This window comes from Acidovorax sp. sif0632, from assembly GCF_019218805.1.
In the GTDB taxonomy this organism is placed as follows: Bacteria; Pseudomonadota; Gammaproteobacteria; order Burkholderiales; family Burkholderiaceae_C; genus Acidovorax; species Acidovorax facilis.
In genome coordinates this window covers 187,022-202,376 of the sequence record NZ_JAHUWW010000006.1, presented here as the reverse complement: position 1 = coordinate 202,376, position 15,355 = coordinate 187,022, and the positions used below count along the sequence as shown (strand labels likewise).

11 protein-coding genes are annotated in these 15,355 nt (G+C 67.6%); 4 read left to right on the top strand and 7 right to left on the bottom strand.

Annotated elements, in window-relative coordinates; all coding sequences use genetic code 11:
- Positions 1 to 23: 23 nt before the first annotated feature.
- Entirely contained in the window at positions 24 to 1,958 is a 1,935-nt protein-coding gene (locus KW832_RS18980; protein WP_255577856.1) for a propionate--CoA ligase, read from the top strand.
- Positions 1,959 to 2,033: 75 nt separating this feature from the next.
- Here the strand turns inward: KW832_RS18980 and KW832_RS18975 are convergent, their stop codons facing one another.
- The 5 genes from KW832_RS18975 to KW832_RS18955 all read right to left on the bottom strand — a co-directional run bounded on the left by KW832_RS18975 (position 2,034) and on the right by KW832_RS18955 (position 9,812).
- Positions 2,034 to 2,582 (bottom strand): hypothetical protein, encoded by a 549-nt coding sequence (locus tag KW832_RS18975; protein WP_055401930.1) that lies wholly within the window; start codon positions 2,580 to 2,582, stop codon positions 2,034 to 2,036.
- Between the two features lie 136 nt (positions 2,583 to 2,718).
- The gene (locus tag KW832_RS18970; RefSeq protein WP_218301071.1) at positions 2,719 to 6,537 is read right to left on the bottom strand and encodes an EAL domain-containing protein; all 3,819 of its coding nucleotides are present in this window, start codon (positions 6,535 to 6,537) and stop codon (positions 2,719 to 2,721) included.
- A 154-nt stretch (positions 6,538 to 6,691) separates the two neighbouring features.
- A complete protein-coding gene (locus KW832_RS18965) occupies positions 6,692 to 7,618 on the bottom strand; it encodes a DMT family transporter (RefSeq protein ID WP_055401926.1) in 927 nt (308 codons plus the stop codon).
- Complete coding sequence (locus tag KW832_RS18960) at positions 7,615 to 8,163, bottom strand: methylated-DNA--[protein]-cysteine S-methyltransferase (protein ID WP_218301072.1); 549 nt, start codon at positions 8,161 to 8,163, stop codon at positions 7,615 to 7,617. Before KW832_RS18960 ends, KW832_RS18965 begins: the two co-directional genes overlap by 4 nt.
- 65 nt (positions 8,164 to 8,228) lie before the next feature.
- Positions 8,229 to 9,812, bottom strand: coding sequence for a DNA-3-methyladenine glycosylase 2 family protein (locus KW832_RS18955; RefSeq protein ID WP_218301073.1), 1,584 nt, complete (start codon positions 9,810 to 9,812; stop codon positions 8,229 to 8,231).
- 157 nt (positions 9,813 to 9,969) lie between these two features.
- Here KW832_RS18955 and KW832_RS18950 point away from each other — a divergent pair, with 157 nt between their 5' ends.
- The 3 genes from KW832_RS18950 (at position 9,970) to KW832_RS18940 (ending at position 13,572) form a co-directional block, all read left to right on the top strand.
- The gene (locus KW832_RS18950) at positions 9,970 to 11,358 is read left to right on the top strand and encodes a phosphomannomutase/phosphoglucomutase (protein ID WP_218301074.1); all 1,389 of its coding nucleotides are present in this window, start codon (positions 9,970 to 9,972) and stop codon (positions 11,356 to 11,358) included.
- Positions 11,359 to 11,431: 73 nt separating this feature from the next.
- Positions 11,432 to 12,208, top strand: coding sequence for a carbon-nitrogen hydrolase family protein (locus KW832_RS18945; protein WP_218301075.1), 777 nt, complete (start codon positions 11,432 to 11,434; stop codon positions 12,206 to 12,208).
- 20 nt (positions 12,209 to 12,228) lie between these two features.
- A complete protein-coding gene (locus KW832_RS18940) occupies positions 12,229 to 13,572 on the top strand; it encodes a 3-deoxy-D-manno-octulosonic acid transferase (RefSeq protein WP_218301076.1) in 1,344 nt (447 codons plus the stop codon).
- A 27-nt stretch (positions 13,573 to 13,599) separates the two neighbouring features.
- Here KW832_RS18940 and KW832_RS18935 read toward each other — a convergent pair whose 3' ends face one another.
- Together KW832_RS18935 and KW832_RS18930 are read right to left on the bottom strand one after the other, a co-directional pair.
- Positions 13,600 to 14,937 carry a TolC family outer membrane protein gene (locus KW832_RS18935; RefSeq protein ID WP_218301077.1) on the bottom strand — a complete coding sequence of 446 codons (1,338 nt, stop codon included), beginning with the start codon at positions 14,935 to 14,937 and terminating at the stop codon, positions 13,600 to 13,602.
- Between the two features lie 57 nt (positions 14,938 to 14,994).
- Positions 14,995 to 15,336, bottom strand: a complete 342-nt coding sequence (locus tag KW832_RS18930) for a rhodanese-like domain-containing protein (RefSeq protein WP_218301078.1) — start codon at positions 15,334 to 15,336, stop codon at positions 14,995 to 14,997.
- Between the last annotated feature and the right edge of the window lie 19 nt (positions 15,337 to 15,355).

Below are 15,355 nucleotides of genomic sequence, written 5' to 3'. Positions count from 1 at the left end.
AATAATTATGAATTCAAAACCTGCTGTCTTGGCAGGCCGAGAGAGATGCCGAGGAGACCCCCACAATGACCGCTTACGCTGATTTCTACCGCCAGTCCATCGACCACCGCGACGCCTTCTGGAGCGAACAGGCGCAGCTGATCGACTGGAAGACGCAGCCCCAGCAGGTGTGCGACTACAGCAACCCGCCCTTTGCCAAATGGTTTGTGGGCGGCACCACCAACCTGTGCCACAACGCAGTAGACCGGCACCTGGCCACGCGCGCCAGCCAGGCCGCGCTGGTGGCCATCTCCGCCGAAACCGACACCGAGCGCAGCTACAGCTTTGCCGAGCTGCATGCCGAGGTGCAGCGCATGGCAGCCGTGCTGCAGAGCCTGGGGGTGAAGAAGGGCGACCGCGTGCTCATCTACATGCCCATGATTGCCGAAGCCGCCTTTGCCATGCTGGCCTGCGTGCGCATTGGTGCACTGCATTCCGTGGTGTTCGGCGGCTTTGCCTCGGGCTCGCTGGCTTCGCGCATCGAAGACGCCGAACCCGTGGCTGTGGTCAGCGCCGATGCCGGGTCGCGCGGTGGCAAGGTGGTGCCTTACAAGCCATTGCTGGACGATGCCATTGCGCTCTCCAAACACAAGCCCGCCGCTGTACTCATGGTGAACCGCGGCTTGGCCCCCATGCACCTGCAGCCGGGCCGCGACCATGAATGGGCGCCGCTGCGCGAGCAGCACCTGAACACCGTGGTGCCGTGCGAATGGGTGGAGTCCACCCACCCTAGCTACACGCTGTACACCAGCGGCACCACGGGCAAACCAAAGGGCGTGCAGCGCGACACCGGTGGCTACACCGTGGCGCTGGCCGCCAGCATGAAGCACATCTTTGATGCCAAAGCGGGTGACACCTACTTTGCGACCAGCGACATCGGCTGGGTGGTGGGTCACAGCTACATCGTCTATGGCCCGCTGATCGCGGGAATGACGACCATCATGTACGAAGGCTTGCCCACGCGACCCGATGCCGGTGTGTGGTGGAGCATTGTCGAAAAGTACCAGGTCACCCACATGTTCTCGGCACCCACGGCGGTGCGGGTGCTCAAGAAGCAGGACGCCAGCTGGCTCAGGAAGTACAACGTCTCCACCCTCAAGGCCCTGTGGCTGGCGGGCGAGCCGCTGGACGAGCCCACGGCCCAGTGGATCAGCGACGCGCTGCAGGTTCCCATCATCGATAACTACTGGCAGACCGAAACCGGCTGGCCCATCCTGACGCTGGCCAATGGCGTGGAGCAGCAGACCACGCGCTTTGGCAGCCCCGGCAAGGCCATGTACGGCTACCACGTCAAGCTGATCGACGAGAGCAACGGCGAAGAGCTGACCGCCCCCAACCAGAAAGGCGTGGTCGCCATCGAGGGCCCGCTGCCCCCCGGCTGCATGCAGACCGTGTGGCGCGACGATGCACGTTTTGTGAACACCTATTGGAAGAGCATTCCCGGTCGGCTGATCTACAGCACCTTCGACTGGGGCATCCGCGACGCCGACGGCTACCACTTCATCCTGGGCCGCACGGACGACGTGATCAACGTGGCAGGCCACCGCCTGGGCACGCGCGAGATCGAGGAGAGCATTGCCTCCCACCCCAACATCGCCGAAGTGGCCGTGGTGGGCGTCGCCGACAGCCTGAAGGGCCAGGTCGCCATGGCATTTGCCGTGGCACGCGATGCGTCGGGCCTCACGGACGATGCGGCGCGCCTCAAGCTCGAAGGCGAAGTGATGAAGCAGGTGGACCACCAGCTCGGCGCCGTGGCCCGGCCGTCGCGTGTGTACTTCGTGACCGTGCTGCCCAAGACCCGCAGCGGCAAACTGCTGCGCCGCGCGCTCCAGGCCGTCGCCGAGCGGCGCGACCCGGGTGACTTGACGACGATGGAAGACCCGGCGGCGCTGCAACAGGTGAAGGACCTGGTGGGGTGACGAGCCTTTTCGACCCGCAGTGGGCTCCGTGCAAAGGCCTCCGTGCTGTTCGCGTGGGGCTTGGCACGCCAGGGCTCAGGAGATTACCAGGGTGAAGTAGCCAAACTCCATGTCGGTCGCTTCGGACACTGCTGTGACGGTGGCGTTGGGATTGGATGTGGTCACGCTGTCAGTCGTGATGCCATTGATGACGGCGTAGACGGAGTAGACATCGCTGATTTCCACCGTGACCTGCACGAATGAGTCAGGCACTACGACGTCTTGCACTGGCACACCTTGGTGCGTGATCTGGAAGGTCACCGGGCCAAGGCTGGTTTTTTCGAATTGCATCTGGTTGGCAACGCTACTGGGTGTTGTCACCACTTCGAATTCGTAGGTTTGCTGGGCGCGCTGCTGCTTCACCTGCGCCAGAAAACGGGTTGCACCACTGACTGCTATCGGTGCGGAGGTATAGGTGTTGCCTTCCAGTATGGTGCTGGCCGTGATCTCGAAAGTTTCGGCCTCCGGGACGGATAGCGTCGCGCCGGGGGCGAGGCCCGGCAGGCGGGCGAGGGCCAGCCCACCCCGGTGAATCACGTACTGGGCGATGTACGAGGTGCTGTTGGTCAAAGTCAAAGCGCTCATGGGACCCCTCCGATAGTAAGAAAAGAACGGAGATTCATTTTTACCGCCTTGGCGGTCGCAACGCCCGGATTTTTTGCCATCGGCGCAGTGCGCTGGCACCGGGCCAGAGCGGGGCGAGACTCCGGCCGGAGCGCAATCACGCAGGCCGGTTTTTCTGCCACCCCACCGGCGGTTGCCACCCTGGCGTCCAGCCGATGAAATCCTGCAGCGGCATGGGCCGGGCGATACAGTAGCCCTGGGCCTGCATGCAGCCCAGCTGCAGCAGCATCTGGCCTTGTTCGATGGTTTCCACGCCTTCGGCAATCACGCGGTAGCCGAAGGAGCGGGCCAGGCCGATGACCCCCTGCACGATGGCCAGGTCGCCGGGGTCGCCCATCATGCCGTGCACAAAACTCTGGTCGATCTTGAGCGTGTCCATGGGCAGGCGGCGCAGGTAGGTCAGCGACGAGTAGCCGGTGCCAAAGTCGTCCAGCGACACCGCCACCCCCAGCGCACGCAGCGCCGTCAGGGTTTGCGCCACGGCGGTCAGGTCGTAGAGGGCGGCGCTTTCGGTGATTTCGATTTCCACCAGGTGGCCGGGCACGCCTGGGTGGCGGGCGATGCACCGGGCCATCCAGTCGGCAAAGTCTGGGTTTTGCAGGTGCTGGGCGGCGATGTTGATGCTCAGCGGCAGGTGCAGTCCGTGTGCCTGCAGTTGCGCCAGCACGGTGAGTGCGGCTTCGACCACCCATTCTCCAAAGTCGATTTCCAGCTCGGTGCCCTCCAGCAGCGGCAAGAACTCGCCCGGCGGCACCAGGCCGCGTTCGGGGTGCTGCCAGCGCGCCAGCGCTTCGGCACCCACCACGGCCCCACTCCTCATGTCCACCTTGGGCTGCAGGTACAGCGTGAACTGCGCGGCGGCCAGGGCCTCGCGCAGGTGGCGGCCCTGTTCGCGCTGCAGTTGCAGGGCGCGTTCCTGCGCAGCGTCGAACTGGTGGAACCGGTTGCGCCCGGCCTGCTTGGCGGCGTACATGGCCTGGTCGGCGTGGCGCAGCAGGGCGTCGGCGTCGGCGTCATCCTGCGGGAACACGGTGTAGCCGATGCTGGCAGTGACCACCACACGCTCGGTGTCGAGTGTGTAGGGCGCTGAGATGTTGTCCATCACCCGGTGCAGCATGCGCTCGCAGTCGCCCACGGATTCAAGGTCGGGCATGAGGATCACGAACTCGTCGCCGCCCAGACGCGCCACCGTGTCCAGCGGGCGCAGCGCGCGTGTGAGGCGGCCACCCACCACCACCAGCAGGCGGTCGCCCGCGCCGTGGCCCAGGCGGTCGTTGACGGGCTTGAAGCCGTCCAGGTCCAGGTAGGCCACACCCAGTTGCCGACCGTTCTGGCGCGCCTGGTCCATGCACTCCTGCAGCTTGCGGGCCAGCAGCACGCGGTTGGGCAGGCCCGTGAGGGCGTCAAACAGGGCCAGCCGCTGCAGCAGAACCTCTTGCTCGCGCTGGGGCGTGACGTCAATGGCCACGCCCAGCATGCGTGCGGGGCGGCCCGCCGCATCGAAGCCCACGATCTTGCCCAGGTTGCGCAGCCAGCGGGCGGGGTCGCCCTGCTGGTTCACACGCCAGGTGGCGTCGAACGGGGTGCCGGGGTGGGTGGTGTGGCGGGCCAGTTCGCTGGTGATGCGGTCGATGTCGTCGGGGGCAATGCCGGCGGTCCACTGCGTGGAGGCCAGTGGGGTGTGGGGCGTGTCCAGGCCTCGCATGGCGTGCCAGCGGCTGTCGCCGGTGACGGTGCCTGTGTGCAAATTCCAGTCCCACAGGCCCAACGATGCCGCCGAGATGGTGAGCGAGAGCAGTTCCTCGCGTTCCCGCACCTGCTCTTCGTTGCGTTTGCGGTCGGTGATGTCGTGCACCGAGAACAGCCAGCACGGCTCGCCATCGAATTCGGTGGCGCGCATGGACTGCAGCACGGTGCGGGGTGGGCCGCCACGCACATTCAGGTTGACCTCGTAGCTGCTCAGGTGGCCCGAGCGCTCCACCTCCGCAATCAGCTTTTCGCGGTCGTGCGCGGTGAAGATACCCAGCTCGACCGCAGTACGGCCGATGGCCTCCTCGCGCGGGATGCCCAGCATGTCCACCCAGGCGGGGTTGATGTCCACATAGCGTCCGTCGCGGCGGTGCGACAGGCCCATGGGGTAGGGCATGAGCTGAAAGATGCGCGAGAAACGCTCTTCGGACTGGCGCAGGCGCTGCTCGGCGCGCTTGGCCTCGTCGATGTCCTGCATCACGCCGCGTACGCGGGTCACGCGCCCGTTTTCGATCACCGGCTCGCCCATGGCGCGCACCCACACCAGCCGACCGTCGGTGTGCAGCACCTCGATCTCCATACTCCACTCGCGGCGCTCCAGAATGCTCAAGCGGAAGTTGGCGCGCAGCGTTTCGCGGTAGGCGGGCGCCACATGGCGGTCGATGTAGTCGTGGGGCAGCGGCGAACCGGGGGGCAGGCCGTGGATGTCAAAACACACGTCTGACCAGTAGACCAGGCCCTTGCCGCGCTCGTCCTCCCAGGCACCCAGCCGGGCCAGGCGGCCGGCCTGCTGCAGCAGGCCATTGAGGGCCCGCAGCTCGTCACTGGCGCGGTGGGCTTCGGTCATGTCATGGAAAACGAACACAAAACAGTTTTCGCCATCCACAAGCACGGAGCGTGCCGACATCAGTCCCGGGATGCGTCCGCCCTCGCGCTGCGCAACCAGCGGCAGGCGGTCCACCTTGCCGTCGCGGCGGAAGGTCTCCACCAGCCGCTTGCGTTCCTGTTCAGAGGCCCAGATGTTCAGCTCGGTCGATGTGCGGCCGATCACCTCCTCGCGCGGGCGCCCCAGCACCTCGCAGAATGCGGGGTTCACGTCGATGTAGCGGCCGTCCGAGATGCGCGAGATGCCTGCGGGGTCGGGCAGCGTCTGGTAGAAGGTCGTGTACTTGGCCTCGGACGAGCGCAGCGCATCTTCTGCCGCGCGGTGGGCGGTGATGTCCACGTCCATGCCGATCAGGCTGGTCGGCCGGTTCTGGGCGTCGCGCGTGGCCACCGTGCCGCGCGACATGAGCCAATGCCAGCGGCCCTCGGTGTCCATCACCCTGAATTCGGCCTCGTAGCTGTCTTCCAGCCCGTCCATGGCCCGCGCCAGCCTGGCCGCATTGCGCTCGGCATCCTGCGGGTGGCGCCGGGCATACCAGCGCTGCCACAGGTCTGGCGCCTCCAGATCGGCGGCGGTGATGCCGAAGGTGTCGTAGAAGCTGCCGTGGCAGCGGAACTGGCGCTGCACCACATCCCACTCCCAGTGCCCGCCACCCATGGAGTCGAGCACCAGGCGCAGCCTGCGCTCTTGTTGTGCAAGGGCTTGCTGGATGTCGCTGCGTGAAAGCTCGGAGCGTGCTCCGTTGGCCAGCAGCAACCGGCCCACGCCCAGCATCAGCACCCCGGCGCCGTGGTGCCATGGCAGGCTTCGCGCCATGTCGGATGCGCCGTCGGTAGCCCACAGGCTGCCAGACACGGCCAGGGGCAGGCTCAGCGTCAGGCCGATCAGTGCAGCCCATTTGGGCACCTGCAGGCGTGCCCCTACATGGCGCCACAACAACCCCGTGGCCACCGACACGCACAGCACGGCAACGGCTGGCACCGCATCGGACATATCAGTGCGCACCGCTGCCACCAGGGCGATGAGCGCCGCAATGATGGTCGCCGGAAACCTGAAAAAGAGCGCCAGAAACGCCGCCACCGTGGGATAGGCCACCACCCGCAGCTCGGGGGCGTTCCAGCGCAGCGCCTCAAAAGAAATCCAGGAAACGAGGCCGCCTGCCAACCCCAGCAGCAGCAAGGTGCGGCGCGACGGGTGCAAGGACTCGCGCGGCGGCAGCCAGGCCAGCACCAGCAGCAGCGACATCAGCGCTGTGGCGGCCAAAAGGGTGTTGTTACCCATGGAAAACCCCTGGGCAAGCCCCTTGCGGCGGGGTAGCCGCAGGCCAGGAGTAGCAGGGGGAGCGGCCGGGGATATATGTGGCAGTACAGCGCCCGGTGCCGTTGACGGACTTGGTCAGATGGCAAAAGCCCAAAGAAAACCCCATGGGCCAAGTTTAGGGCCGTTCTGAGGCGGGCAGGGCGGGCCTGAGTGTCCTGATAAGTCCGGTTGACAACAATGTGCCGCACACGATGACCACGGCGCAGCCCACCATCCAGGGCGTGATGCGTTCGCCCAGGAAGACCGTGCCGTACAAAACCGCAAACACGGGGGTGATGAAGGTCACGGCCAGCGCCCGGCTGGGGCCGGCACTGGCGATGAGGCGAAAGTACAGGATGTAGGCAATGCCCGTGCACAGCACCGCAATGGCAATGATGGCGCCCCAGGCGCGCAGGCCTGGCATCTGCGCAGGCCAGAACCACAGCGTGGGCAGGGCCAGTCCCAGCGCCGCGCCCAGCTGGCTGCCGGTCGCGGTGGCCAGCGGTGGAATGCCCGTGAGGTAGCGCCGCGCAAAGCTGGCCGACAGCCCGTAGAAGCTCGAAGCCAACAGGCAGGCGGCAATGGCCCATTCGGCGCTGTCACTCTTGAACCCGGTGCCCGCTGGCGCACGCCAGGCCAGCAGCGCCACGCCCACAAAACCCAGTGCCAGGCCCGCCCAGCGCAGGCGGTTGATGCGGTCACCCAGCCACATCCAGGCCACCAGCGCGCCAAACAGCGGCACGGTGGCGTTGAGGATGGAGGTCAGGCCCGTGGCAATGTGCAGCACAGCCCAGGAAAACAGCGCAAATGGAATGGCCGAATTGATGACCCCCGCAAACAGGATGGGCCGCCAGTGCTGGCGCAGCGCAGGCCAGTGGCCCTGGCGCAGCATGATGGGCCACAGGAACACCGTGGCCAGCGCCACGCGCAGCCCGGCCGTGGGCAGAGGGCCGAAGTCGGACGCACCCAGCCGCATGAACAGAAAGGACGCGCCCCACAGCGCCGCTAGCAAGATGAATTCGCCGATCCAGGTGGAAACGGGCTGGTTGCCGGGGCTGTTCATGCATGTCCTTTGCGGGAAGCGTTGGGGGAGGTGGAGGGCAGCGCATTTTCCAGCGTCAGCAAGACCGCTTTGCGATCAAGGCCACCGGCATAGCCCGTCAGGCTGCCGTCCGATCCCACCACGCGGTGGCAGGGCACCACCACGCTGATCGGGTTGCGCCCCACGGCGGCGCCCACTGCGCGCACGGCCAGGGGGCGGCCCAGCTGGCGGCTCAAGGCGCCGTAGCTGGTGGTGGCACCCCGGCCGATGGCCAGCAAGGCACGCCACACAGCCTGCTGAAACGGCGTGCCACCCGAAAGGTCCAGCGGCAGGTCAAACCCCGCACGTTGCCCGGCGAGGTACTGCTGGAGCTGGTGGGCGGCTTCCTCCAGCACGGGGTGGCTTGCCGTGTCAGCCCAGGCCGTGGGGCCATGAAGACGCTGGCTTGGCTCGTGGCGCTGGCCTTCAAACCAGACGCCGACCAAGCCGGCGGGCGACGCCGCCAGGCGCACGGGCCCCAGCGCGGTGGAGGTGCGCATTTGCACGGTGTGGGGGTGAAATTGCATGACTGAATGAACGATTTTTAGATGAAATTGGCCTCCAGCGCTTGATGGATAAGCGCTAGCAGCTCCTACTTTGATAGTGATGGAGCTGGTGGCACGGCACCCGCCGGGGTGCCCGCTGCCCAGGCGCGCAGCACCGCGTAACTGCGCCAGGGCCGCCAGGACTGCGAGGCCTCGCTTGCGGCGCGGGCCGGGTTCTTGTGCCCCTGCACGCCCAGGGCCTTGTGCAGCGCCACATCCCCGGCCGGAAACGCATCGGGCCAGCGCAACACGCGCATGGCGATGTACTGGGCCGTCCAGTCGCCAATACCGGGCAGGGCGCACAGCGCGGCCGTGGTGCTGGCCACGTCGGCGCCCGCGTGCAAGGCCAGCGTGCCGCCATCCACGGCGCGGGCCAGCGCCACGATGGCAGCCTGGCGCTGGCGCACGATGCCCAGCTGGCCCAGGGTGTCGCCGTCGGCCGCTGCCAGCGTGGCAGCGGTGGGGAACAGGCGGTTCAGCCCGGGCCAGGGCGTTTCGATGGGCTCACCCAGCCGCTCCACCAGCCGCTGGCCCAGGGTGCGCGCAGCGGCCACGGAGATCTGCTGGCCCAGCACGGCGCGCACGGCCAGCTCAAAGCCATCGAACGCACCGGGCACCCGCAGGCCGTCGCCCTGGGGGAAGTGCGGGTGCAGCACGGCGTTGATGGCCGCGGGGTCGGCGTCCAGGTCGAGCATGGCGCGCACGCGGCGGATCACGAGCGGCAACACGGGGTACAGGCTGTCGCTGGTCTGCAGCAGCACCTGGTGCTGGGCCCCGTCAAAGCGTGCGCTGAACCATCCCGTGGTTTCGCCGGGCAGGCCGGTGCAGGAGGCGGGCAGACGCACCGTGCGCCGCAGCATGGTCTCCTCCGGCAGCACCCATTCCACACCGTGGAACTGCCGCCGTTCAAAAAAGGCCAGCAGCGCAGGCACATCAAACGGCGGGCGCCAGGCCAGGCGCAAGGTGCTGGTGGGTTGGGCCCCTGCGGTGGTGCCGCTGCGCCGCAGCTGTGTGGGGTTCAGGCCGTAGTGCCCCGAAAACGCCGCATTGAAGCGCCGCACGCTCGCAAAGCCGCTGGCCAGCGCCACCTGGGTAACGGGCATGGGGGTATCGGTGAGCAGTTGTTTGGCGGTCAGCAGCCGGCGCGTCTGCAGGTACTGCAGCGGCGATACGCCCAGGGCCGCCTCAAAAATGCGGCGCAGGTGCCGGTCGCTCACGCCCAGGCGCTCGGCCAGCCGGGCCACGGTGGCGCTGCCTTCGCCCGGTGCGGATGGGGCGGGCCACAGGTCGGGCGCATCCAGCAGGCGCACGGCCTGCTGGACCAGGATGCCACTGGCGTCCTGCACCGACCACACCAGCGCCTGCGGCGCCAGCTCGGGCCGGCAGCGCAGGCAGGGGCGAAAGCCCGCGTTCTCGGCCTGTGCGGCCAGCACAAAAAAGCGGCAGTTCTCGCGCCGGGGCGTGCGCACGGCGCACACGGGTCGGCAATAGATGCCGGTGGAGGTCACCGCCGTGAAAAAATGCCCGTCAAACCGTGCATCCCGCGCCAGCACCGCCAGGTAGCGGCCTTCGTCCAAGGCGGTGTCAGGTGCCTGGGCAACGGGTGGGGTGGGGGGGGAGGGCGGATTCATGGGCTGGATCATAGGAGCCGGGGGTGTTTTCACTGGCCGTTTTCGGACATGTGCCTCAGCCCAACGCGAGGGTTTGCCCCCAGTACCCCCGGAGGGCGCGCCTACAATGCAGCGGACTTCCGAAAACAGCCCAACTCCCTACGCGAAAGGCCCCTGCGTGCAGCCCACACCCGCCATTTTCAAAGCCTACGATATCCGCGGCATTGTGCCGTCCACGCTCAACGAAGAAGTTGCGCTCGGCCTGGGCCGGGCCTTTGGCACGGCAGCCCGCGCCGAGGGGCAGACCACCGTGGCGGTGGGGCGCGACGGGCGCCTGTCGGGCCCGGCTATCTCGGGTGCGCTGATCCAGGGGCTGGTGGAGGCGGGCATTGAGGTGGTCGATGTGGGCCTGGTGACCACGCCGCTGCTGTACTTTGCAGCCAGCACGCTGTGTGCCAGCGGCATCCAGGTCACCGGCAGCCACAACCCCAGGGACTACAACGGCTTCAAGATGGTGCTGAACGGCCGCGCCATCTATGGCGAAGAGATCCAGCAGCTTCGCCGCACCATGGAGCAGGAAACCTGGCAGCTGCTGCCCGGCGGCTCGGTGCGCCATGTGGACGTGCTGCCCGCGTACCGCGAACGCATCGTGGGCGATGTGAAACTGGCCCGCCCGATCAAGATCGTGGTGGACTGCGGCAACGGCATCGCGGGCGCCTCGGCGCCGGACATCTTCCGCGCCCTGGGCTGCGAAGTGATCGAGCTGTTCTCCGAGGTGGATGGCAACTTCCCCAACCACCACCCCGACCCGAGCAAGCCCGAGAACCTGCGTGACTTGATCGAGGCCCTGAAGGCCAGCGACGCCGAGCTGGGCCTGGCGTTTGACGGCGACGGCGACCGCTTGGGGATCGTGACCAAGGACGGCACCAACATCTTCCCCGACCGCCAGATGATGCTGTTTGCGCAAGACGTGCTCTCGCGCGTGCCCGGCGGCGAGATCATCTTTGACGTGAAGTGCACCCAGCGCCTGGCGCCTGCCATTGCGGCCGCTGGCGGCGTGCCGGTGATGTTCAAGACCGGCCACTCGCTCATCAAGGCCCGCATGAAGGAGACCCACTCCCCGCTGGGCGGCGAGATGAGCGGCCACATCTTCTTCAAGGAGCGCTGGTACGGCTTTGACGACGGCACCTACGCGGGCTGCCGCCTGCTGGAAATCCTGAGCAAGTCCACCGACCCGAGCGCCGTGCTCAACGCGCTGCCCACCAGTTTCTCCACCCCCGAGCTGAACGTGGCCTGCGCCGAGGGCGAACCCCACCGCCTCACGGCCGAGCTGCAGGCCCTGGCTGCAGAGACCTTTGCCGCGCCCTCTCAGATCAGCACCATCGATGGCCTGCGCGTGGACTGGCCCGACGGTTTTGGCCTGATCCGCGCCAGCAACACCACGCCGGTGCTGGTGCTGCGCTTTGAGGGCCACACCACCGAGGCCCTGGCCCGCATCGAAGCGGCCATGCTGGCCCTGCTGCACCGGGTCAAGCCCGATGCGCACGTCGGCGCCGCCAGCCACTGACGCCGTATCGTCGAACCCGCCGCGCCCCTCTTTCTGTGCCCCTCTTTCTGTATTTGTTGTTGAACCGCCCCGCATGAAACCGTCACTGTCCACCCCCTTGCGTGTTGCCGCTGCCCAGTCGCCCTCGGCGCCGGGTGATGTGGCGCGCAACGTGCAAACGCACCTGGCCTTCGTGCGGGCGGCGGTGCACGAACGTGTGCTGGTGCTGGTGTTTCCCGAGCTGTCGCTCACGGGGTATGAACCGAACCTGCTGGCGGCCAACGTGCTGTCGGCCGACCATCCCGCGCTGGCTCCCTTGCGGCAGTCTGCCCAGCAACATGGCATCACCCTGGTGGTGGGCGCCCCGGCTGCGCCGGTGGTGGCGGGCGCCTTGCCCGCCATTGGCGCCTGGGTGCTCGGGGCCGACGGCAGTGTGGCGCTGTACCGCAAGCGCCACCTGCACCCGAGCGAGGAGCGGTTCGCCAGTGCTGGCACCGACGACGCCCAGGTGCTGTTGCTGGCCGGTGAACCCACGGCGCTGGCCGTGTGTGCCGACATCACCCATCCCGAACACGCAATGGCCGCCAGCAATGCGGGAGCCGCGCTCTACGCGGCGGGCGTGCTGATTTCCGAGAAGGCCTATGGGGCCGAATCGGCTCTGCTGCAAGGCTATGCCCGTGACCACGACATGGCAGTGCTGGTGGCCAACTACAGCGGGCCCTCTGGCGGCTACGTGAGCGCGGGTCGCAGCGCCTTCTGGGCACCCGGTGGCCACTGCGTGGCAGCCGCGCCCGATGACAGCCCCAGCCTGGTGTGGGCGGCACGGGGCGACAGCGGCTGGACGGGCGGGGTGGTGGAGCTGGTCGGCTGATCCGCTGATCGATCCCCCGCATGAACGCTGCCCGCGCCCTGTATTCGCTGGTGACCTGGTGCGCGCAGCCCCTGCTGCGCCGCAAGCTGCGCCGCCGCGCCGTGGCCGAACCCGGCTATGCCCATGCGGTGGGCGAGCGTTTTGGTCGCTATCCGGTGCCCATGGACAGCATGGTGTCGCACCACAGCGTCGATCCGATAGGCCAGTTTGTCTGGGTCCACGCCGTATCGCTGGGCGAAACCCGCGCCGCCGCCATCTTGCTGGCCCAGCTGCGCGAGCAGCTTCCGGGCATGCGTCTGCTGCTCACCCACGGCACGGCCACCGGGCGGGCCGAGGGCGAAAAGCTTCTGCTGCCCGGCGACGTGCAAGTGTGGCAGCCCTGGGATACACCGGGCGCCGTGGCGCGCTTTCTGCGCACCTTTCGCCCGGCCATCGGCATCCTCATGGAAACCGAGGTCTGGCCCAACCTGGTGGCGGGCTGCCACCAGCGTGGCGTGCCGCTGGTGCTGGCCAATGCGCGTTTCAACGCCAAGTCGCTGCACAAGGCCCAGCGCCTGGCAACGCTGGCCCGGCCCGCCTATGGGGGGTTAACCGCTGCCTGGGCCCAGACCGAAGACGACGCCACCCGCCTGCGGGCCATCGGCGCCCCGGTGCGCGGCGTGTTTGGCAATCTCAAGTTTGACGTGGTGCCCGACGCCCGCCAGATCGCCCAAGGTCGGGCCTGGCACACCCACACCGGGCGCCCCGTGGTGCTGCTGGCCAGCAGCCGGGAGGGCGAGGAGGCAATGTGGCTCGAAAACTTCAAGCCAAAACAGGCCGCAGCGCATGATGGACAATCGCAAGCAGCTATTAATAATATAGCAAATGGCGTGCAATGGCTCATCGTGCCGCGCCACCCTCAGCGGTTTGACGAGGTGCAACAGCTGCTCCTGCGCGCTGGGCTCACCGTATCGCGCCGCAGCCACTGGGCGGCAGAACCCGAGGCGGCCGACGTGTGGCTGGGGGATTCACTGGGCGAAATGGCGCTGTACTACGGCCTGGCCGATGTGGCCTTGCTGGGTGGCAGTTTTGCCCCCCTGGGCGGCCAGAACCTGATCGAGGCCGCCGCCTGCGGCTGCCCTGTGGTGCTGGGGCCGCATACCTTCAACTTTGCCGAGGCCGCCGAGCTGGCCTGCGCGGCAGGGGCTGCGCAGCGCGTGCCCGACCTGGCCGCAGGCATGGCGCTCGCGGCCCATTTGGCGACGGATGCCCCGGAGCAGGCCGCGGCCAGCGAACGTGCCAGCCGTTTTGCCACGGCACACCGGGGGGCGGCCCGGGCTACGGCTCAGGCGGTGCAGGCCGTGCTGCAAGCCGCCGCCGGGTAGCTCCGCGCGGCCCGTCCGCCAACCCCGTCAGGGCTTGATGAGCAAGGCGTTGATCGCCTCAATGTCCTGCTGCGTCAGCGTGCCCGCCGCCTGGCGCAATTTCAGTGTGCCGAGCAGCACGTTGTAGCGGGCCTGGGCCAGGTCGCGCTTGGTCTGGAAGAGCTGGCTTTGGGCATTGAGCACGTCGATGTTGATGCGCACGCCCACCTGATAACCGAGCTTGTTGGCATCGAGCGCACTCTGGCTGGAGGCTTCGGCAGCCTCCAAGGCCTGCACCTGGCCCTGGCCGGATTGCACGCCAAAGAAGGCGGCGCGCGTGGCCTGGGCCACGTTGCGGCGCGTGGTCTCCAGGTCGGCGCTGGCCTTTTCTTCCAGCGCCAGGGTTTCCTTCACGCGGTTTTGCACCGCAAATCCGGCAAACAGCGGCAGATTGAAGGCCACGCCCACGCTGGCGCTGTTGGTGCGGTTGTTCACGCCGGGCGCCGTGATGGTGCCATTCGGATTGCGCGTGACGTTGTAGCCCACCTGCAGGTCCAGGGTGGGCAGGTGGCCGGTTTCGGCCTTTTTGGTTTCAAGGCGGGCAATGTCCAGCGCGATGGCGGCCTGGCGTACGCCGGGCTGCTGGTCGCGTGCAGTGTCCACCCAGGTGGTCACGTTGTCGGGCTGCACCGTGGGCAGTTGCACGGGCAGCGCCAGCGGCTGGGGCTTGGTGCCGGTGATGCCCACCAGCTGGTCCAGTGCCAGGCGTTTCACGCGCAGGTCGTTTTCGGCCGCGATTTCCTGGGCCACCACCAGGTCGTAGCGGGCCTGGGCCTCGCGCGAATCGGTGACGGTGGTGGTGCCCACCTCGAAGTTGCGCTTGGCGGAGGCCAGTTGCTCCGACACGGCGGCTTTTTGCGCCTGCACGAAGGCCAGGGTGTCCTGCGCGGCCAGCACGTCAAAGTAGGCCTGACTCACGCGCACCAGCAGGTCTTGCGTGGCGGCGTCCAACTGCGCCTGGGCCACGTCAATGCCGCGCTGGCCTTGCTCCAGCGTGATGCGGTTGGCGGGGCGGTACAGCGGTTGCGAGGCCTGCACGCCCACCGTCTGTGTGGTGCCGGTGTTCTCCACCGGCGGGCGGCTCAGTTCCACATTGGCGCGGCTGAGTCCGGCCGTGAGCGCGGCGCTGGGCAGCAGGCCGGCGCGGGCCTGGTCGGCGCGGCGGGATGCTGCGTCGAGCTGGGCTCGAGCCGACTGCCAGGTCGTGTCATAGGTGCGTGCCGACTCCACCAGCTCCAGCAGGCTCTGGGCGTGCGCTGGAGCGCTCAGCGCCGCGCCGAGCGCCAGGGACAGAAGTGACAGGGAGAGGGGCCGGTGCGGAGTCATGGGGGTCCTTCGGAAGAGTCTGCGGTTCGATGGGAGAGCGGGGTGCCAGGGGCGTGATCAATAGCGGGGCACGGTGGGGTCGCTTTCGTGCGACCAGGCATCAATGCCACCGGTGATATTGGCCAACTGTTCAAACCCGTTGTGTTGCAGAAACGATGCCACCCGCAGGCTGCGTGCGCCGTGGTGGCACAGGCACGCAATGGGGCGGGCGGGGTCCAGCTCGGCCAGTCGCCCGGGCAATTCGCCCATGGGGATGGCCACCAGTTCAAAGCCGTCGGCGCGCACGCTGGCGGTCTGCAGCTCCCAGGGTTCGCGCACGTCCAGCACCAGGGGCTGGCTGCCTTCGGGTGCGGAGGCAAACCAGGCAGACAGCTGGGCGGGGCGGACGTGATCGATCATGCAGAACTCCGAAGAAAGC

Bases quoted from the DNA above. Each gene is read 5' to 3' on its own strand.
- KW832_RS18975 (WP_055401930.1), bottom strand. From the start codon at position 2,582: ATGAGCGCTTTGACTTTGACCAACAGCACCTCGTACATCGCCCAGTAC.
- KW832_RS18970 (WP_218301071.1), bottom strand. From the start codon at position 6,537: ATGGGTAACAACACCCTTTTGGCCGCCACAGCGCTGATGTCGCTGCTG.
- KW832_RS18965 (WP_055401926.1), bottom strand. From the start codon at position 7,618: ATGAACAGCCCCGGCAACCAGCCCGTTTCCACCTGGATCGGCGAATTC.
- KW832_RS18960 (WP_218301072.1), bottom strand. From the start codon at position 8,163: ATGCAATTTCACCCCCACACCGTGCAAATGCGCACCTCCACCGCGCTG.
- KW832_RS18955 (WP_218301073.1), bottom strand. From the start codon at position 9,812: ATGAATCCGCCCTCCCCCCCCACCCCACCCGTTGCCCAGGCACCTGAC.
- KW832_RS18945 (WP_218301075.1), top strand. From the start codon at position 11,432: ATGAAACCGTCACTGTCCACCCCCTTGCGTGTTGCCGCTGCCCAGTCG.
- KW832_RS18940 (WP_218301076.1), top strand. From the start codon at position 12,229: ATGAACGCTGCCCGCGCCCTGTATTCGCTGGTGACCTGGTGCGCGCAG.
- KW832_RS18935 (WP_218301077.1), bottom strand. From the start codon at position 14,937: ATGACTCCGCACCGGCCCCTCTCCCTGTCACTTCTGTCCCTGGCGCTC.
- KW832_RS18930 (WP_218301078.1), bottom strand. From the start codon at position 15,336: ATGATCGATCACGTCCGCCCCGCCCAGCTGTCTGCCTGGTTTGCCTCC.